At 52.0% G+C, this 19,268-nt stretch carries 15 protein-coding genes; 13 read left to right on the top strand and 2 right to left on the bottom strand.

Going from position 1 to position 19,268, the window contains the following annotated elements:
- The first annotated feature begins 36 nt into the window (after positions 1-36).
- From ispG to R2103_RS07785, 11 genes are all read left to right on the top strand, one after another.
- A complete protein-coding gene (gene ispG / locus R2103_RS07835; RefSeq protein ID WP_317530910.1) occupies positions 37-1,275 on the top strand; it encodes a flavodoxin-dependent (E)-4-hydroxy-3-methylbut-2-enyl-diphosphate synthase in 1,239 nt (412 codons plus the stop codon).
- Positions 1,275-2,534 carry a histidine--tRNA ligase gene (gene hisS / locus R2103_RS07830; protein WP_317530909.1) on the top strand — a complete coding sequence of 420 codons (1,260 nt, stop codon included), beginning with the start codon at positions 1,275-1,277 and terminating at the stop codon, positions 2,532-2,534. The genes ispG and hisS overlap by 1 nt, the downstream gene beginning before the upstream one ends.
- A 39-nt stretch (positions 2,535-2,573) precedes the next feature.
- Positions 2,574-3,209, top strand: a complete 636-nt coding sequence (locus R2103_RS07825) for a tetratricopeptide repeat protein (protein ID WP_317530908.1) — start codon at positions 2,574-2,576, stop codon at positions 3,207-3,209.
- Positions 3,187-4,446 (top strand): outer membrane protein assembly factor BamB, encoded by a 1,260-nt coding sequence (bamB, locus tag R2103_RS07820; protein ID WP_317530907.1) that lies wholly within the window; start codon positions 3,187-3,189, stop codon positions 4,444-4,446. The genes R2103_RS07825 and bamB overlap by 23 nt, the downstream gene beginning before the upstream one ends.
- A 56-nt stretch (positions 4,447-4,502) precedes the next feature.
- Positions 4,503-5,903 carry a ribosome biogenesis GTPase Der gene (gene der, locus R2103_RS07815; RefSeq protein WP_317530906.1) on the top strand — a complete coding sequence of 467 codons (1,401 nt, stop codon included), beginning with the start codon at positions 4,503-4,505 and terminating at the stop codon, positions 5,901-5,903.
- Between the two features lie 170 nt (positions 5,904-6,073).
- Complete coding sequence (locus R2103_RS07810; protein WP_317530905.1) at positions 6,074-8,752, top strand: bifunctional acetate--CoA ligase family protein/GNAT family N-acetyltransferase; 2,679 nt, start codon at positions 6,074-6,076, stop codon at positions 8,750-8,752.
- Between the two features lie 103 nt (positions 8,753-8,855).
- Positions 8,856-9,530, top strand: coding sequence for a uracil-DNA glycosylase (locus R2103_RS07805; RefSeq protein WP_317530904.1), 675 nt, complete (start codon positions 8,856-8,858; stop codon positions 9,528-9,530).
- Positions 9,531-9,557: 27 nt separating this feature from the next.
- On the top strand, positions 9,558-9,746 hold the full coding sequence (locus R2103_RS07800; protein ID WP_090315907.1) for a tautomerase family protein: 189 nt from the start codon (positions 9,558-9,560) through the stop codon (positions 9,744-9,746).
- Between the two features lie 5 nt (positions 9,747-9,751).
- A complete protein-coding gene (gene uvrC / locus R2103_RS07795) occupies positions 9,752-11,569 on the top strand; it encodes an excinuclease ABC subunit UvrC (protein WP_317530903.1) in 1,818 nt (605 codons plus the stop codon).
- A gap of 57 nt (positions 11,570-11,626) precedes the next feature.
- Positions 11,627-12,211 (top strand): CDP-diacylglycerol--glycerol-3-phosphate 3-phosphatidyltransferase, encoded by a 585-nt coding sequence (pgsA, locus tag R2103_RS07790; RefSeq protein WP_108698284.1) that lies wholly within the window; start codon positions 11,627-11,629, stop codon positions 12,209-12,211.
- A 32-nt stretch (positions 12,212-12,243) separates the two neighbouring features.
- Positions 12,244-12,684, top strand: coding sequence for a YaiI/YqxD family protein (locus R2103_RS07785; protein ID WP_317530902.1), 441 nt, complete (start codon positions 12,244-12,246; stop codon positions 12,682-12,684).
- Between the two features lie 174 nt (positions 12,685-12,858).
- Here R2103_RS07785 and R2103_RS07780 read toward each other — a convergent pair whose 3' ends face one another.
- On the bottom strand, positions 12,859-13,119 hold the full coding sequence (locus R2103_RS07780) for a hypothetical protein (RefSeq protein WP_317530901.1): 261 nt from the start codon (positions 13,117-13,119) through the stop codon (positions 12,859-12,861).
- Positions 13,120-13,240: 121 nt separating this feature from the next.
- On the opposite strand from R2103_RS07780, the gene R2103_RS07775 reads away from it, so the two are divergent.
- Entirely contained in the window at positions 13,241-14,785 is a 1,545-nt protein-coding gene (locus R2103_RS07775) for an esterase-like activity of phytase family protein (protein ID WP_317530900.1), read from the top strand.
- Positions 14,786-14,903: 118 nt separating this feature from the next.
- Here the strand turns inward: R2103_RS07775 and R2103_RS07770 are convergent, their stop codons facing one another.
- Complete coding sequence (locus R2103_RS07770) at positions 14,904-15,722, bottom strand: DNA adenine methylase (RefSeq protein WP_317532072.1); 819 nt, start codon at positions 15,720-15,722, stop codon at positions 14,904-14,906.
- 538 nt (positions 15,723-16,260) lie between these two features.
- Between R2103_RS07770 and R2103_RS07765 the strand changes: the two genes are divergently transcribed.
- Positions 16,261-19,125 (top strand): ribonucleoside-diphosphate reductase subunit alpha, encoded by a 2,865-nt coding sequence (locus R2103_RS07765; RefSeq protein ID WP_317530899.1) that lies wholly within the window; start codon positions 16,261-16,263, stop codon positions 19,123-19,125.
- Positions 19,126-19,268: the final 143 nt, after the last annotated feature.

The following is a 19,268-nucleotide window of genomic DNA, read 5'->3' as shown; positions in this document are numbered from 1 at the left end:
GTGCCTGTAATCTTTTGATCTCAATACAATTAAATTATGCCTGAGAATAATTCTGCAATAAATCGCCGATCCAGTGTGGGTGTCCGGATTGGTTCTATCATGCTGGGTGGCGGTGCGCCGGTCGTAGTGCAGTCCATGACAAATACGGATACGGTTGACGAAGTTGCCACAACCGAGCAAGTCGCGCAGTTGGCGCGCGCTGGATCCGAACTGGTGCGTATCACCGTCAACTCCATGGAAGCGGCGAAAGCGGTGGCCGGAATCCGCGCGCGTTTGGATGATATGGGATGCCATGTGCCGCTGGTCGGTGATTTTCACTTCAACGGCCACAAACTGCTGACCAGTTATCCCGATTGCGCCAAGGCTCTGGCGAAATTTCGTATCAATCCGGGAAATGTCGGTCACGGCAAGAAGCGCGATGAACAATTTGCGACCTTGATTGAAACCGCCTGTAAATATGACAAGCCGGTACGTATCGGTGTCAATTGGGGAAGCCTCGATCCGGAAATGCTGGCGCGTATCATGGATGAGAACGCCGCTTCCAGTGATCCGCAAGATGCGAAATATGTCATGCGCGAAGCGCTGATTACTTCTGCGCTGGAAAGCGCGGCAAAGGCGGAAGAAATCGGTTTGAACCGCAATAAGATTGTTTTATCGTGCAAAGTCAGCGGCGTGCAGGATTTAATCATGGTCTATCGCGAATTGGCTGCGCGTTGTGATTATGCGTTGCATCTGGGATTGACTGAAGCCGGCATGGGTTCCAAAGGGATCGTGGCATCCACGGCGGCACTGGCCGTGCTGTTGCAGGAAGGTATCGGCGATACGATCCGTATCTCGTTGACACCGGAACCGGGCGGCAGCCGTTCGCGCGAAGTGATTGTGGCACAGGAGATTCTGCAAACGATGGGATTGCGCGCGTTTGTTCCGCTGGTGGCGGCATGCCCGGGATGCGGCCGTACCACCAGCACGTATTTCCAAGAACTGGCGGAAAGTATCCAAGCGTATGTGCGTGACGAGATGGTGGTGTGGCGCGAGCAATACGATGGTGTTGAAAATATGTCACTGGCTGTGATGGGATGCGTGGTGAACGGCCCGGGTGAAAGCAAGCACGCCAATATTGGCATTAGCTTGCCGGGTTCCGGTGAAAATCCGGTAGCGCCGGTATTCGTGGACGGACAAAAAACCGTTACCTTGAAAGGCGACAATATCGCCAACGAATTCCGCGCGATTGTCGATCGATATGTCAGCGAAAAGTATCCGAGAAAAGCTGTCTGATGGCTAATGGTGTAAAAGCAATCCGCGGGATGAACGACATCCTGCCGGATGAATCGTATCTCTGGGCGTATTTTGAACAAACGGTGCAGCAATGGCTCGCCGCGTATGGTTACCGCAATATCCGTACCCCGATCGTCGAACAAACCGATTTGTTTATCCGTTCCATTGGAGAAGTTACTGATATTGTTGAGAAAGAGATGTATACCTTCGTGGATCATCTCAACAATGACAGCTTAACGCTGCGGCCTGAAGGCACGGCATCATGCGTGCGCGCTGTGATCGAACATAGTTTGCTATATTCCGGTCCGCAACGCTTGTATTATGCTGGTCCGATGTTCCGCCATGAGCGCCCGCAAAAAGGCCGCTACCGGCAATTTCACCAAGTCGGTGTGGAAGCATTGGGTTTCGCCGGGCCGGACATTGATGCGGAGCTGATCGTGATGTGCGCGCGTCTGTGGGATTTACTGGGAATTTCCGGTTTACGGCTGGAAATCAGTACATTAGGCAACACCGAGTCGCGTGCGTTGCATCGCACCCGGTTGATCAAATACTTTGAGCAACATCGCGATGTGCTAGACGAAGATTCATTACGGCGCTTGCATACCAATCCGTTGCGTATACTCGACAGCAAAAATCCAGGCATGCAAGGTATCATCGGCAACGCGCCGAAGCTGCTGGACGATCTGGATGACGAATCATTGCAGCATTTTGAATCTTTGCAGCATGTTTTGCGGGAACGGGGTATTAATTTTGAAATTAACCCGCGCTTGGTCAGAGGGCTTGATTATTACAATCGCACCGTATTTGAATGGGTCACCGATAAGCTCGGTGCGCAAGGGACTGTTTGTGCGGGAGGGCGCTACGATGGCTTGATTGAACAGGTGGGTGGGAAACCTTCGCCTGCGTGCGGTTTTGCCATGGGTATCGAACGTCTGCTGGCACTGATGCAAGAATGCGGCAAGGAAATTGCGCAACCGGCGCCGGATATTTATATTATCCATCAAGGCGATCAGGCGATGGCCTATGCCTGGACATGCGCGGAATTTCTTCGCGACCAAGGGTTTGATGTCATTTTGCATTGCGGTGGCGGCAGTTTCAAATCGCAAATGAAAAAGGCTGATAATTCTGGCGCTCGCTATGCCATGATCATCGGCGATGATGAATGTCAGGCGCAAGAAGTGACGCTCAAACCATTGCGTGAACCGGTCGAACAAGCAAGGGTAAAATTAAACATCGTTACCGAATTAATTAATAAGTAATTTTGTCATCAATAAATTAGCGTTAATCAGGGAAAAACCATGGCATATTCTCACGAAGATCAGGAAAGAATTGAAGGATTCGCTGCGTGGTGGAATCGGTACGGCAATTCGATCACCATTGTTTTGATCGCGGTTCTTGTCACGGCAGGCGGTACGAAAGCCTGGCAGTATTATCAGCAGAAGCAGGCACTGCAAGCGGCCGATTTGTACGCTTTGTTGCAACAGGTGCAAACCAGTGAGGACGCCGCAAAAATCAACGATGCAGCGCAACTGCTAACAACAGGATACCCATCCAGCGGTTATGCACCCCGGGCGGCACTGATCGCCGCGCAAGCCGATGTGCAGGCGGGCAATAATAAACGCGCCATACAAACCCTGCAATGGATTATCGATCATGCCAAGGAAACGGAAATGCACGATCTGGCGCGATTAAGAATATCCAGCATCCTACTGGACGAAGGAAAATACGATGAAGCATTACGGCTGTTAAGTACCGGTCACGGTAAAACTTTCGCCGGATTGTATTTGGATCGCAAAGGAGATATTCAAGTGGCGGCTGGCAAGATTGCCGAAGCAAAACTGAGCTATCAAGAAGCGATTGATAAAATGAGTAAAAGTAACAATTACTTCAATATTGTCCAGATGAAACTGGATGCGCTGGGCGATTCCGATTAGATGTGTCGCTAAAGTGACTGTTTTATTGAATTTTGCCCGATCCGGGCGATTATTTCCTTCTGGGTTGATTGTTGCGCTGTTGTTGTCAGGGTGCAGCACGTTTAACCCGTTCGATATGCGTATCATCGAATCCATGAGCACGGGGATATCCGATCTGCTGATCACCGATGAGCCGATCGTCTATGAGAAGGAAGAGTTGGATGCTTTAAAGAAAGCCGACCGCATTCCACTGAAATGGAAGGATAAAGCCGGTGAGAACGAAATTGCTTCCTTCTATACCGCGTTCGACAATGGCGCAGTTTATGTGGCCGATGAAGCCGGTAAACTGACCAAGTATAACGCCGCAACCGGTAAGCAAGAATGGCAGGTCAAATCGAAAAACAAATTTTCCGCCGGTGTGGGTATTGGTGAAGGATTGATCCTCATCGGAACATTCAAAGGCGAAGTGCTTGCTTATAATGAATCCGGCCATATGTTATGGCAAGCATCGGTCACCAGCGAAATTCTCAGTCCGCCGCAAGTGCAGAATAATGTCGTCGCCGTGCGCACGGTCGATGGCCGTATATTTGCACTGGATGCCATCGATGGAAAACGGAAGTGGATTTACCAAGGCGCTACGCCATCATTGACGGTGCGCAGCACAGCCGGAATAACACTGGCGCATGGCGCCATATTTGCCGGTTTTCCCGGTGGAAAAATGGTTGCGATGAGCTTATTTAACGGCAACATTGGTTGGGAAGTCGCCGTTTCGCAGCCGCGCGGCGTGACCGAATTGGAGCGCATGACGGATATCACCAGCGCACCCGTGATGAACAATCGTCTCGTTTGCGCAGTTGCGTACCAAGGGCGTGTTGCCTGCTTTGCGATTAACGATGGCGCGTACATATGGTCACGCGAATCGTCCAGCAGCGCAGGCTTGGTGATGGACAACGATTATGTGTATGTAACCGAGGATAACGGCGTGGTTGCAGCCTACGATCTGCTGAGCGGTGCCGGTATGTGGAAACAGAGCCGGCTCGGGAGCAAGAAATTAACCCGGCCTGTGATCATCGGGCAATATATTGTCGTCGCGGACGATCAGGGTTTTGTTAATGTATTGCGTAATTATGATGGCGCATTGGTGGCCCGCGCCGCTACCGATGGCAGTGTGATTCATAATGCAGCCAGCGTTTTGCCGGATGGTTTTGTGGTGCAAACAGCAAAGGGCGGTGTTTACGCTTTTAGCACGCAATTCTAGCCGCTTCATTCTTTCCATTTGACGACACATAACGTGTTACGGTAGCAGCAAATATCATGAAACCCACTCTTGTTCTGGTTGGCCGTCCGAATGTCGGCAAATCGACCTTATTCAACCGCTTGACGCGCACGCGCGATGCCATCGTCGCCGATATTCCCGGTTTGACGCGGGACCGGCATTACGGCCAAGGCCGGGTAGGGGATAAACCCTATCTGGTCATGGATACCGGCGGTCTGGAGCCGGTCATCAAGGAAGGCATTCTGCACGCCATGGCCAAGCAAACGCTGCAAGCCATTGACGAGGCAGACAAAGTTATGTTCATTGTCGACGGCCGTCAAGGCGTGACCGCGCACGACAAAATCATCGCCGAGCAATTGCGCAAATCCGGGCAAAAGATTCTGCTGGTGGTGAATAAAACCGAAGGCATGGCCACCGCCGTCGTCACAGCGGAATTTTATGAATTGGGTCTGGGCGATCCCTGTGCAATTTCTGCCATGCATGGCGATAACATCCAGGAACTTGCCGACCTGGCCTTGGCGGATTTTCCGGATGCCGAAGACGAAACGCCTGAAAGCAAACATCCTAAAATTGCCATCGTGGGCCGTCCGAATGTCGGAAAATCCACGCTGGTCAATACGCTGCTTGGCGAAGAACGGGTGATCGCCTTCGACCAGCCAGGCACGACGCGCGATAGCATCTACATCGACTTTACGCATAAAGACAAACAATATACGTTGATTGATACGGCCGGATTGCGCCGCCGCGGTCAGGTGCATGAAACTGTTGAAAAATTCTCCGTCATCAAGACGCTGCAAACGATTGAAGACGCCAATGTCGTCGTGCTGGTGCTGGACGCGCGCAATGAAATTTCCGATCAGGACGCGCACATCGCCGGGTTTATTCTGGAAACCGGCCGCGCGCTGGTGATCGTGGTGAATAAATGGGATGGTCTGGATGATTATGAGCGCGATACGATTAAACGCGAATTAAACCGCAAACTGGCATTTCTGAGCTTCGCGCAATTGCACTACATTTCCGCGCTGCACGGCACCGGCATGAAGAGTCTGCTGCCTTCGATCGATCAGGCTTATGCCGCCGCCATGGCGCATTTGCCGACACCGAAACTGACGCGCGCGTTGATCGCTGCGGTCGAAAAGCACCCGCCGCCGCGCGGCGGCATGTCCCGTCCGAAAATGCGTTATGCGCACCAAGGCGGCTCCAACCCGCCGTTGATCATCGTGCATGGCAGCATGCTCGAACATGTAGCGGAAACCTACCGGCGCTATCTCGAAAACACGTTTCGCGAGACTTTCGAACTTAAAGGCACGCCTTTACGCGTGGAATTCAAAGTTGGGCGCAATAATCCCTACGCCGACAAAAAACCTGCGCCGCCAACCGAGGATGAACAACGGCGCGCGCACAACCGGCGCAGACGTAACCGCAAAAAATACGGCTAAACCGGAAAACGCGGTTGCTCATCTTCCAGCCATCCGGATGCAACGCTTAAATTCCCATACACGGCTGCGGATTGACTGACTCATTCGATCGGATTAGATTGACCGCTGCAGGGGAAACGAATTTCTCCCGGCATCCTTCCGTACCTTCCTGAATTGAAATGGGCCAATCGATGAGTAAACATTACCTCAGCCTGCTTTTCTCCCCGCGTTCCGTAGCTGTGATCGGCGCCAGCAACCGATTGGATTCGGTTGGCGGCGTCGTGTTCAAGAATATGCTGGATAACGGTTATCAGGGAAAACTGTATGCGGTGAATCCGAATCACACCGAGATCCAGGGTCTCTCTGCTTATGCCAGCATGGAGTCGATTGCTGAACCAGTCGATCTGGCGGTTATTATCACCCGGGCGGCAACGGTGCCGGATATCATCGAGTCATGCGGCAAGCGCGGCGTGCGGTTTGCTCTGGTATTGTCGGCGGGTTTCAGAGAGACCGGAGCGCAGGGCGTCGCGCTGGAGCGGGCCGTGGTTGAAAACGCCCGGCGTTACGGCATGCGGCTGATCGGACCGAATTGTCTGGGTATTTTGTGCCCGGCGTCGGGATTGAATGCCACGTTCAGCAACGGCGGCGCGAAAGCGGGCGGGTTGGCGCTGATTTCGCAATCCGGCGCATTCTGTACGGCCATCATGGACTGGGCGCGGCCCAACGATGTCGGTTTTTCTAGCATCATTTCGATGGGCTCCGCTGCCGGTATGGATTTTGGTGAGATACTCGACTACCTTGCATCCGATCCGCACACCGACAGTATTTTGCTGTATATCGAAGGCGTGCAGCATGCCCGCAGCTTTATGAGTGCGTTGCGCGCGGTGGCGCGGATCAAACCCATCTTCATCGTCAAAGCGGGCCGTCACGCGGCGGGTTCCAAAGCGGCGCTTTCCCATACCGGCGCGCTGGTCGGCTCGGACGATGTATTCGATGCGGCCTTGCAGCGTTCCGGAGTGGTCCGGGTAGACACCATCGTGCAATTATTTTCCGCGGCCAAAGCGCTCTCAACCCATTTCCGTCCCGGCGGCAACCGGCTGGCCATTGTCACCAACGGCGGCGGTCCCGGCGTCATGGTGGCGGATCGGGCGGCTGACTTGGGGGTGGCGATGGCTACATTGTCCGATGGCACGTTAGCGCAACTGAACGCGGTTTTGCCGGATACGTGGTCGCACGGCAATCCGCTGGATATCATCGGTGATGCGACTGCGGAACGCTACCGCCATGCGGTTGCGCACTGTTTGCAGGATGACGGCGTGGACGGCGTGCTGGTGATTCTGACGCCGCAAGCGATGACCCGGCCGCTGGAAGTGGCCGATGCGATCATTGAGCTCTCGGCAAAATTCGATAAACCGCTGATTGCTTGCTGGATGGGAGAAGTGCAGGTCGACGCCGGCAGACAAGCGTTCAACCGGGCAGGAATCCCCAATTTCCGCACACCGGAACCCGCTGTCGAAGTGTTTTCCTTTATCTCCGCTTATTATCAAAATCAAAAGCTGCTGCTGCAAACCCCCGGCCCGATAGCCGATCACAGCGTGCCGGACGAAGAAGGCGCGCGCTTGTTGATTGAGGGCGCGTTGGCGGAGCATCGCAAGGTACTGAGCGAGATCGAGTCGAAAGCAATTCTGGCGGCGTTTCGCATTCCGATCGCCAAAGCCGTGGTGGTGCGTTCTCCGAATGAAGCGCTGTTGATTGCGGAAGAATTCGGTTTTCCGGTGGTGATGAAAATCAATTCGCCGGATATCACGCATAAGTCCGATGTGGGTGGAATCCGCCTCAATCTCGGCAATGCACAAGCCGTCCGTGCGGCGTATCACGACATCATCCAATCGGTGCAAAAGAAAAATCCCGGCGCAAGAATAGATGGCATCGTCGTTGAACCGATGGTTATCAAGCCCAATGGCCGGGAGTTGATGGCCGGTGTGACCACGGATGCGGTATTCGGTCCGGTCATTACGTTCGGCGCGGGCGGTGTGCTGGTCGAAGTGCTGGGCGACCGCACCGTGGCTTTGCCGCCGTTAAATGGCTTCTTGGTGAAAGACATGATTCAGCGCACACGGATCGCCAAACTGCTGGGCGCTTTCCGTCACATGCCGGCGATCGACATGGCGGCGCTGGAAAATATTCTGTTGCGCGTGTCGGAAATGCTGTGCGCATTACCGTGGATTAAGGAAATGGACATCAATCCGCTGATCGTCGATGAAAACGGCGCGTGTGCCGTCGATGCGCGCATTGTCGTGGATTATCTGCTGCCTTCCGCCGATCGCTATGCGCACATGGCGATTCACCCGTATCCCGCCCACCTGATTACGCGCTGGCAATTGCCGGATGGCACGGACCTGACGATCCGGCCGATACGTCCGGAAGATGCGGAAATAGAGCAGGAATTTGTGCGCGGATTATCCGCCGAAGCAAAATATTTCCGCTTCATGGATACGCTGCAAGAGCTTTCGCAAAGCATGCTGGTGCGTTTCACGCAAATTGATTATGACCGTGAAATGGCGCTGATTGCCGTACTGAAACAGGATAACCGAGAGAAGGAATTGGGCGTATGCCGCTATGTGGCAAGCGCCGACGGTCAGTCCTGCGAGTTCGCTCTGGTTGTGGCGGATGAATGGCAAAACAAGGGCATCGGCAAAAAATTGATGAATTGCCTGTTCGATGCCGCCCGCGCCAAGGGTATCAAGGTCATGGAAGGTGAGGTACTGGCAACCAACCGATCGATGCTGGAACTGGTGCACCGGCTTGGCTTCGAAGCGAGCATCAGCCAGGAAGACAGCACCATCCGGCGGATTGTGAAGCAGCTATGATCTTCCATCGCGTTGTTTGATTTATAACGCGCGCAGGCGATAATGCCATCTATTTGCGAATTGATCGAGCCGCTTAGGCTAACCCATTTTCCCGGTTTTTTTCATGACAAATGATTCTTTAACGCCCGCCTGCGTCAGTTTAAATATCCTGGATTGCACGCAATGCCCGCGCCTGGCCGGTTTTTTGCAAACGGTCAGAACGCAGCACCCGGATTATCATGCGCGCCCCATCAGCGCGTTCGGTGACGCGAACCCCAAACTGCTGATCGTCGGTCTGGCGCCCGGCATGCACGGCGCGAACCGCACCGGGCGGCCATTTACCGGCGATTATGCCGGGATTCTGCTGTACCAAACCTTGCATAAATACGGTTTTGCCACCCATCATGAATCGGTATCGGCCGATGACAGCTTGCAACTGATCGGCTGCCGCATTACCAATGCAGTGAAATGCCTGCCGCCGGAAAATAAGCCGGTTCCGCAAGAAATCAAGCAATGCAATCAATATCTGTCGGTTGAACTGAATCAGTTTGTGCAACAAGGCGGTGCCGCCGTGCTTGCGCTGGGTACAGTGGCGCATCAGGCGGTGCTGCTGGCACTGCGGCTCAAGGCGAAGGATTATCCGTTCGGTCACGGCCGGGTGCATCAGTTATCGCCGGGCAATGGCGTACGGCTTTATGACAGTTATCATTGCAGCCGCTACAATACGCAAACCAAGCGCCTGACGGCAGAAATGTTCGAGCAGGTGTTTGCTAATATTGTTGCTGATATACAACCATAACAACCTATTAGGAAGGAGGGATTTTACATGCCTTACGTCAATATCCGCGTGGCGGGAACCTTAACGCGCGAGCAAAAACGGCAGATCGCCGAGGAACTCACCGATACGCTGGAGCGCATCGCCAAGAAACCGAAATCGTACACATACATTTGCTTTGACGAACTGCCCGATGAAAACTGGGCGGTTGCCGGAAAACTGCTCGGCAGCGAGGATTAAGCGGTTTGACCGACACCGTCTTTAACGCCAAGGCGTTTTGCCGGGACTTGCCGCTGCAACCGGGCGTTTACCGCATGCTCAACGCCAAAGGCGAAGTGATCTACGTCGGCAAGGCGGTGAGCCTGAGAAAGCGGGTTTCTTCGTATTTTCAGAAAAGCAATCTGGCGCCCAGAACGCAATTGATGGTGTCGCAAGTGAGCGGGATCGAAACCACGGTGACGCGTTCGGAAGCCGAAGCGTTACTGCTGGAAAACAATCTGATCAAAAGCCTGAAACCGCGCTACAACATTCTGTTCCGCGACGATAAATCGTATCCGTACGTGATCCTGAGCGGGCACGAATTTCCCCGCCTGGGGTTTTACCGCGGTGCGCTGGATAAGACGCATCAGTACTTCGGGCCGTATCCAAACGCCGGTATCGTGCGCGAAAGCATCCAGTTGCTGCAAAAAATATTCCGCTTGCGCACTTGCGAAGACAGTGTGTTCAGCAATCGCACCCGGCCCTGTCTGTTGTATCAGATCAAGCGTTGCAGCGGCCCCTGCATCCATCGGATCAGCCCGCAGGAATACCAAGCGGACGTCAACAATGCGGAATTGTTTTTGCAAGGCAAGCAAACCGAAGTGATGGAAGTGATCAACACCAAGATGTTGCAAGCTTCCGAGCGGCTGGAATTTGAACAGGCCGCGCTATTTCGCGATCAGATTCAGGCGTTGCGCCGCATCCGCGAGAAACAGTTTGTCGATAGTGGCAAAGCGCTCGATGCCGATGTGGTCGCTTGCGTGCTATCGCCGGATGGCTCCGGCAAAGCATGCGTCAACTTGGCGATGATTCGCGGCGGACGGCATTTGGGCGACAAAAGCTTTTTCCCGCAAAACGCCGACGATTACAGCGCAGCGAATGTGGTCGAAGCATTCTTGGCGCAGCATTACTTGAACCGCAGCGCACCGCCGCTGATTATTCTGGGCGAGAAAATCGAACGCGAAGCATTGCAGCAATTGCTGACCGAGCAATGCGGACACAAAATCACCATCCAACTGAATCCGATCGGCGAGAAGCGCGTGTGGCTCAACATGGCCATCGAGAATGCGCAGCTGGCGTTAAAACAGATGATGAGCCGCCATGCCAGTCAGGAAAAGCGCTTGCAAGCGTTGCAGCAGGAATTGCAGATGCCGGGAATCCAGCGCATCGAATGTTTCGACATCAGCCATACGCTCGGCGAAGCAACCGTGGCGTCGTGCGTGGTGTACGATAATTTTGCCATGCGCAATAATGAGTACCGCCGCTACAACATCGATGGCATCACGCCCGGCGACGATTATGCCGCGATGCGCGAAGCTTTGTCGCGGCGCTATCAGAAAGTGGTCAGCGGCGAAGGGCAATTGCCCGATCTGATTTTGATCGACGGCGGCAAAGGACAAGTCACGGCAGCGCAGGAAGCCTTGCAGGAGCTCGGTATATCCGACGCCAACTTGCTGGGCGTGGCGAAAGGCGAAGAACGCAAGCCCGGCCTGGAACAATTGATTTCTCCGTTGTTCGAAAAGCCGTTACAATTGCCCAGCGAGCATGCGGCACTCCACCTGATTCAGCAAATCCGCGACGAAGCGCACCGTTTTGCGATACAAGGCCACCGCGGCCGGCGCGCCAAAGCCCGCACCAGTTCCACGCTGGAGAATATCGAAGGCGTTGGCGCCAAGCGCAGGCAGCAATTGTTGGGCCGGTTTGGCGGATTGAAAGGCGTGTTGACCGCGAGCATCGAAGAATTACAACAAACTGAGGGAATCAGCCGGAAATTGGCGGAAAAAATCTATAAGGAATTACATTAATTTCGCGCTGGATAGTTATCCAACGGCTTCCCTTTAAACAATCCATTTCATATCATCATGCCTTTCAACCTCCCCAATATTCTGACCTGGCTGCGCATTCTGGCCATTCCGCTATTTGTCGGTATTTTCTATCTGCCGCACACCTGGCTGTCGCCGGTGCAGCAGAATTTAGTGGCGACCGTGATTTTTGCCGGTGCCGCGATTACCGATTGGCTGGATGGTTATCTGGCGCGCGTCCTCAATCAAACCTCGGCATTCGGCGCATTTCTCGATCCGGTCGCCGACAAACTGATGGTCTGCGCGGCTTTGATCGTGCTGGTTTACCTGGAGCGGCTGGATGCGCCCATCGCCTTTGTGATCATCGGACGGGAGATTACCGTATCGGCATTGCGCGAATGGATGGCGCAAATCGGCCAATCGAAAAGCGTCGCGGTATCTTTCCTCGGCAAAATCAAAACCACGTCACAAATGATCGCCATTCCGCTGCTGCTGTACCATGAAAAAATCGGCGAGCATTTCGATCCGCAGCAAGTCGGCACTTGGTTTATTTACATTGCCGCGGTGTTAACGCTGTGGTCGATGTTTTATTACCTGAAAGCCGCCGTACCGAAGGTACTGGAAGATGAAAAAAAACGTTCCTGATGGTTTCACACACATGACTGGGACGATCAGCAATGAAAATCTGGATTGATGCCGATGCCTGTCCGGTGGTGATTAAAGAAATTCTCTTTCGAGCGGCCGAACGAACGAAACGGCAGTTGATCCTGATCGCCAATCATCCCCTCTACATCCCGCCATCGCCCTTTATCCGCATGCAGCAAGTCGAATCCGGGTTTGACGTGGCCGACAATGAAATCGTCAAACGAGTCGAAAGTGGCGATCTGGTGATTACCAGCGATATTCCTCTGGCGGCGGAAGTGATCCGGAAACAAGGTCTGGTCCTGAGTCCGCGCGGCGAACTGTACACCAAGGAAAACATCGGCGCGCGTTTAAGCATGCGGGATTTCATGGAAAACCTGCGCAACAGCGGCGTGGATACCGGCGGCCAGTCCGCCTTGAATCAAAATGACCGCAAAATGTTTGCCAATCAATTGGATAAGTTATTGGCACAATAACCGGACTGGGTCTTATTCTGTCAAGACTGGCATCACCCATCTGGTCGTGACTTGCTTGCCTTTTCAGGCCGGAAAGATCGCGAAAGCCTGCCGCTATCGTATAAAGATCATCATTACGCTGTAAGCCGTTCTGGAATCCCGTAATCATTTGCTTCCCATTAGGCTGGGTATTGATTACATTCGCAATTGCTTGTTAAACATAGATTCCAATGCACGTAGCGATACGGCTTGCTGCAAGACCCTTTTCCCTGCGTTTTTTCTCTGCTTTAAAATTAATTCATGCAATTTCTGCTCGGTTATGTCAAAAAAATGTTTCTTTCTCTTGCCATTTATCGATGTTTGCATTTTCGCTTTGATGCCAGCGTTTTCCAGTTTTCGCTTGGCTGTAATAGCGCAACAACCCAATATTTCTGATACTTGTTTGGTGGTTAACATTTTTTATTTCCTTGGTCAGCAACTTCATTTGTTTTTATAAAAAATGAATTTTATTCAGTCGACTGTTACGCCTGAATGACAATTTTCAGAAACCGCTATGCGGAATTACTGATAACTGCCTATGCCATTGAGAAGATCGGATCCGGCTCATATTCTTGTCATGCTGCTGTCATCCCGGCGTGTAAAAATTGCACGGCTTTACAGTATCAAAATTACTCATCAAATGACTGAATTTCATCGAACTTCGCAGGAAATGAATATGATAATTTTCAAACAAAAATCAAAAATAATTCTGCCAATGCTTTTGGCAATCTCATTGGTAGTACCGATTGCACATGCAACACCCGTATTGCTTGGTATCGGTAATCTCCCAGGCACCGGAAGTGATTTGTCAGGTTTAACAGATACGCTTGAAAGTGGAGTTTCTGCTAACCTACTTGGCGGAATGGGTTCTGGTTTTGCATATGCCGGCAACAATACATTCTTGGCATTGCCGAATGCGCTTGCCTATGCGGGAGGAAGTGCCGTGGATAACACGACATCCTATATTTCTCGTTTTCATACAATTAGCTTAAGTTATTCGGCGGGCACCACGCTTCCTCTCACCGTTACAACTACTTTAAACAGCACCACTCTGCTTTCAAGCACCACGCCTTTGACTTATGCAGCTGGCGCTGCGCCTTCGTTAAACACAGCAACAATTAATTATTTCAGCGGCCGTTCGGATAATTTTGGAGCGGGCAACTCACTCAATTCCAATAATGGAAGACTCGATCCGGAAGGCATTCGCGTCTCAAACGATGGTAAAAGTGTGTTTATCTCCGATGAATATGGTCCTTACGTTTATCAATTCGACCGTCAAACCGGCGAGCGGATCAAATCGTTCACCTTGCCGGACAATTTGGCTGCTGCTAACCTAAGTTCAAGTGGTGCTTCAGAGATCAGTGGCAACGTCACTGGCCGGGTTGCCAACAAAGGTATGGAAGGGCTCGCTATTTCTCCGGATGGCACAACGCTATTCGGTTTTATGCAAAGCCCATTGCTGCAGGATGGTGGTGACGGCGGACGAGCCAACCGCATCGTTTCGATTGATATTGTTACTGGCGCAACGCACGAATTTGCCTACGACAACCGGATTGGTACTAAGAATTACAATAGCAGTGAAATACTGGCCCTTAATAATCATGAATTCTTAGTTCTTGAACGGGATGGCAAGGGACTGGGTGACGGTTCAAAAGCAGCGATCAAACAATTATGGAAGGTTGATTTGAATGGTGCTACCGACATCAGAGAAATGAGCGGTGAAGCCAATTTATTGACCAATCAGGGACACCCGGATAAGAGTTTGTTTCTCGATATTAGAGCGCTACTCAATGCGAATGGCATTACGGATGCAAATATCCCGGCCAAGCTGGAAGGCGCAGCTTTTGGCGATGACGTCATCGTTGGCGCAGAAACTTACCACACGCTCATATTAGCCAATGACAATGATTTTTCAGCCATTGCGGGGGATAATCAGTTCTTCGTCATTGGTTTCAAGGACGCAGATCTCGGCGGATCTGTTTTTCTTCCTCAAGCAGTAGCAGCAATCCCAGAACCGGAGACCTATGCAATGTTGTTAGCGGGACTGGGTTTATTGGGATTTATGGTGCGCCGTAGAAAGTAATCATCGCTATAATTTAGGTTTTAACTATAACAAATGGGGTTCAAGCCCCCATTTGTTATCTTGGACAAAGGTACGAGATTTTTTTCCTCGGATTGTTGCAAAGACCGTGCGTTGAGTTTTAAGCGGTTTTTAAATTGGATGGATTTTTCCAGTCAGGAATGATCAATCGATTACTGAAAATCATGATTTCAGAATCTTCAAGGCGATTTCGTCCATTGCTGGGAATATCATAGACAATAGCCGGATAACCTTTGTACATCTCCACAATTCCGGGGTGATTCGGATATGAAACTATCCAGTGTTGCATGACATTTTCCTTGATCAGTTTTGCCATACTCACTCGATTATGATGAGAATCGTGATCTTTATGAAGACTTCGCTCTTCGGTATGACAGGGAGTATCAAAGTAAACGAGTGTTTTATCCGGTAGTGACGGTAATACTGTTTTAATTAAGCCGGTAGCATCTTGGTTATATAAATGAATGCATGAGCGATGCAGCGCAATCCATTCAATGCCGCGAATCAAATCTCGCTTATTAAAGCGGGCATCAAACTTCCAGCGCTTGCCTTGGCTTTTTCCATCGGTAACATCGCCGTATAGAATTCCTAACCGGTTAATCCGATTTAGAAAGAAGATTGAGAAGCCTACTTCGAGCGCGCTATGATTTTCAGGGGAACGCAAGATATCTTGTTGCCGCTGCCATTCTTCTGTTGTTATTTTAATATCGTGAATAGCTTTACAAAGCGCTTCCGGTTGATTGATGACGCTGTGCCAAAAAGCGTATATCGCAGGATTTGCATCGTTCAAATGAATATGAGACACGTAACCTTGAGTGAGTAAATTCAGTGCGATCCCTGCGCTTCCGGCATAGGGCTCAACATAATGTCCACCCAGTAAATCGTTTTGCGCAAAAATTATTTTAAAAAAGCTGAGCATGTTGCTTCTTCCTTTGGGGTAACGCAGCGAGGTATTCAACTTCATAGAGCGCTCCATCGCGAATTTGATGTGATGTTCATCATAAGCTCACAGGCAAAATTGAAATTATTTTTATTATACATTCGCGGTGAAAAATAATGTGCAATCAGTGATTTGTAATATTTCTGTAATAAAACTTTTTTGGTATTCGTGACAGCGCATTGTTGAATAGCCGGAAATTGCGATTGCTGAATCAATCATCAATCCGGCGGGTCCCTGATTTTTCAACAACCGTTGCAAATTTACATCACGCGTCAATGCAATCTTAACTTCCTGATAGCAATTAATCTTAAGCAAAAAATTAGCGGTTTTTTGCTGCCACGGATAAAAAATCCGCAAAATTTTCCTGCACAAAAAATAATTTGTGTTGTACCATTGGTGCCATAGCATTCTCCATCAACCACTAGATATTGTGGTTCTGTTCAAATAATGCTATTCCATTGAATCAACAGAAATTTGTATTTTTCTTTGATGAATCATCAGTCAGGAGGAATCACCGATGCAGCTCGCGACAGAACAAACTCACCTCAAACCTGTTTCCGGAAGTCAAAGTTTTATGGATACACCAGTACAAAATTCCCGTTTTTCCCAGCATAAAATCATCCGCCGCAACGGTGCGGTGGTGGCGTTTGAGCCGGGCAAGATTTCGGTGGCGCTGACCAAAGCGTTTATTGCCGTCGATGGCGGGCAGGGCGCGGCATCGGTGCGGGTGCGCGAAGTCGTGGCCAGCTTGACCGAAGAAGTCGTCAATGCCTTGCTGCGCCGCCAGCCGGACAGTGGCACGTTTCATATCGAGGATATTCAGGATCAGGTCGAGCTGGCGTTGATGCGCTCGGGCCAGCACGATGTGGCGCGCGCTTATGTGTTGTACCGCGAGGAACGCGCACGCGAACGGGCCAAGCTGAAACAGAAATCGGCTGCCGAGACGGCTGCGGAAACGCTGTATGTGGTCGACAACGGGCAACGCGTGCCGCTGGATGTGGCCAAACTATCCGCATTGATCGAATCGTCCTGCGCCGGTTTGGGCAATACCGTCGATCCCGCGCTGATTCTGAAAGCCACCGTCAAGGATTTGTACGACGGCGTGTCGCTCGATGAAGTCAACAAATCGCTGGTGCTGTCGGCGCGCGTGCTGATCGAAAAAGACCCGGCGTACAGTTATGTCACCGCGCGCTTGTTACTGAACAACGTGCGTCACGAAGTGCTGGGCGAGGAAGTGACGCAACAGGCGATGCAGGCGCACTATAAAGATTATTTCCCGGTATTCATCAAACGCGGTATCGAAGCCGAGCTGCTCGATCAACGCCTGGCGCAATTCGATTTGAGCCGTCTGGCCGACGCGCTGGACGCCGAGCGCGATTTGCAATTCGACTATCTCGGACTGCAAACGTTGTACGACCGCTATTTCCTGCATATCAAAGAACGCCGCATCGAGCTGCCGCAAGCGTTTTTCATGCGCGTGGCGATGGGATTGGCGTTGAACGAGATCGACCGCGAAGCGCGCGCCATCGAGTTTTATCACGTGTTGTCGAGTTTCGATTTCATGAGTTCGACGCCGACGCTGTTCAACTCCGGCACCTGCCGCTCGCAATTGTCGTCGTGCTATCTGACCACGGTACCGGACGATCTCGACGGCATTTACGAAGCGATCAAGGAAAACGCCTTGCTGGCCAAATACGCCGGCGGATTGGGTAACGATTGGACGCCGGTGCGAGCGATGGGTGCGCGCATCAAAGGAACCAACGGCAAATCGCAAGGCGTGGTGCCGTTCCTGAAAGTGGTGTCCGATACCGCCGTGGCGGTCAATCAGGGCGGCAAGCGCAAAGGCGCGGTGTGCGCGTACCTGGAATGCTGGCATCTGGATATCGAGGAGTTTCTGGAACTGCGTAAAAACACCGGCGACGACCGCCGTCGTACGCACGACATGAATACCGCCACGTGGATTCCCGATCTGTTCATGAAACGCGTGATGGAAGGCGGTGACTGGACCTTGTTCTCGCCGTCGGATGTGCCCGATTTGCACGAAAAATTCGGCCAGCAATTCGAGCAAGCGTATCTCGGTTACGAAGCCAAAATCGAACGCGGCGAGCTGGAGCTGTACAAAAAGATTCCCGCCGTGCAATTGTGGCGCAAGATGCTGAGTATGCTGTTCGAAACCGGGCATCCGTGGATCACCTTCAAAGATCCGTGCAACGTGCGCTCGCCGCAGAATCATATCGGCGTGGTGCACAGCTCCAACTTGTGCACGGAAATCACGTTGAACACCAACGACAAGGAAATTGCCGTGTGCAATCTCGGTTCGGTCAATCTGGTTGCGCATCTGAAAGACGGCGCGCTCGATCTGGACAAACTGAAGCGCACGATCCAGGTGGCGATGCGCATGCTGGATAACGTCATCGACATCAATTTCTATGCCGTGGCCAAAGCGCGCAACGCCAACCTCAAACACCGCCCGGTCGGACTCGGCATCATGGGATTCCAGGATTGCCTGCATCAACTGGGCATTCCGTACAGCTCGCAAGAAGCGGTGGAATTCGCCGACCGCTCGATGGAAGCGGTAGCGTATCAGGCTTATTGGGCATCGACCGAACTGGCGCAAGAGCGCGGCTGCTACAGCAGTTATAAAGGCAGTCTGTGGGATCGCGGCATTCTGCCGCACGACACGCTGGAAGTGCTGCGCCAGGAGCGCGGCGGCTTCGTCGAAACGGATTTATCCGCCACGCTGGATTGGGACGCGTTGCGTGCGCGCATCAAGCAGTACGGTATGCGCAATTCCAACTGCCTGGCGATTGCCCCGACCGCGACGATTTCCAATATCGTCGGCGTTTCCGCCAGCATCGAACCAACCTACCAAAATCTGTACGTCAAATCGAACTTGTCGGGCGAATTCACCATTGCGAATAAATCGCTGGTCAACGATCTGAAAAAACTGAATCTGTGGGACGAAGTGATGATTTCGGATTTGAAATATTTTGACGGCGCGATCAGCAAAATCGACCGCATTCCGGACAATATCCGCACGCTGTACGCCACCGCGTTCGAGATGGATCCGCGCTGGCTGATCGAAGCGGGCGCGCGGCGGCAGAAATGGATCGACCAATCGCAATCGCTGAATATTTACATGGGCGGCGTTTCCGGCAAGAAACTGGACGAAACCTACAAACTGGCGTGGCTGCGTGGTCTCAAAACCACGTATTACTTGCGTTCGATGGGCGCGACGGCGGCGGAAAAATCCACGGTGCGCGCCGGATCGCTGAATGCCGTGCCTTCCGATGGCGGTATTGTGAAAGCTGCGGTGGAAGTGTCCACGGTGGAAATCAAGTACTGCGCGATCGATGACGAGAGCTGCGAGTCTTGCCAATAATTCGAAACACCGATTAATTGCCTGCACAAGCGATTTGCTGCGTTGGGTGGTGCTCGGAAACTTGCCTATCTTGCGATATGTCTCGTTTCCTGCGCTCCATCCGCCTTGCAACTCATCTTGCTCGGCGAATTACTCAGTGTTTC

Origin of the sequence: Nitrosomonas sp. Is24, assembly GCF_033063335.1 — a bacterium.
Taxonomy (GTDB): Bacteria; Pseudomonadota; Gammaproteobacteria; order Burkholderiales; family Nitrosomonadaceae; genus Nitrosomonas.
This window is presented reverse-complemented; position numbering and strand designations above follow the sequence as displayed.

What these genes read in the sequence shown, in the direction of transcription:
- R2103_RS07775 (WP_317530900.1), top strand. Translation starts at nt 13,241, where the DNA reads ATGCCATTGAGAAGATCGGATCCGGCTCATATTCTTGTCATGCTGCTG.
- R2103_RS07800 (WP_090315907.1), top strand. Translation starts at nt 9,558, where the DNA reads ATGCCTTACGTCAATATCCGCGTGGCGGGAACCTTAACGCGCGAGCAA.
- R2103_RS07825 (WP_317530908.1), top strand. Translation starts at nt 2,574, where the DNA reads ATGGCATATTCTCACGAAGATCAGGAAAGAATTGAAGGATTCGCTGCG.
- der (WP_317530906.1), top strand. Translation starts at nt 4,503, where the DNA reads ATGAAACCCACTCTTGTTCTGGTTGGCCGTCCGAATGTCGGCAAATCG.
- R2103_RS07770 (WP_317532072.1), bottom strand. Translation starts at nt 15,722, where the DNA reads ATGCTCAGCTTTTTTAAAATAATTTTTGCGCAAAACGATTTACTGGGT.
- pgsA (WP_108698284.1), top strand. Translation starts at nt 11,627, where the DNA reads ATGCCTTTCAACCTCCCCAATATTCTGACCTGGCTGCGCATTCTGGCC.
- bamB (WP_317530907.1), top strand. Translation starts at nt 3,187, where the DNA reads ATGCGCTGGGCGATTCCGATTAGATGTGTCGCTAAAGTGACTGTTTTA.
- R2103_RS07805 (WP_317530904.1), top strand. Translation starts at nt 8,856, where the DNA reads ATGACAAATGATTCTTTAACGCCCGCCTGCGTCAGTTTAAATATCCTG.
- R2103_RS07810 (WP_317530905.1), top strand. Translation starts at nt 6,074, where the DNA reads ATGAGTAAACATTACCTCAGCCTGCTTTTCTCCCCGCGTTCCGTAGCT.
- R2103_RS07780 (WP_317530901.1), bottom strand. Translation starts at nt 13,119, where the DNA reads ATGTTAACCACCAAACAAGTATCAGAAATATTGGGTTGTTGCGCTATT.
- R2103_RS07785 (WP_317530902.1), top strand. Translation starts at nt 12,244, where the DNA reads ATGAAAATCTGGATTGATGCCGATGCCTGTCCGGTGGTGATTAAAGAA.
- hisS (WP_317530909.1), top strand. Translation starts at nt 1,275, where the DNA reads ATGGCTAATGGTGTAAAAGCAATCCGCGGGATGAACGACATCCTGCCG.
- ispG (WP_317530910.1), top strand. Translation starts at nt 37, where the DNA reads ATGCCTGAGAATAATTCTGCAATAAATCGCCGATCCAGTGTGGGTGTC.
- R2103_RS07765 (WP_317530899.1), top strand. Translation starts at nt 16,261, where the DNA reads ATGCAGCTCGCGACAGAACAAACTCACCTCAAACCTGTTTCCGGAAGT.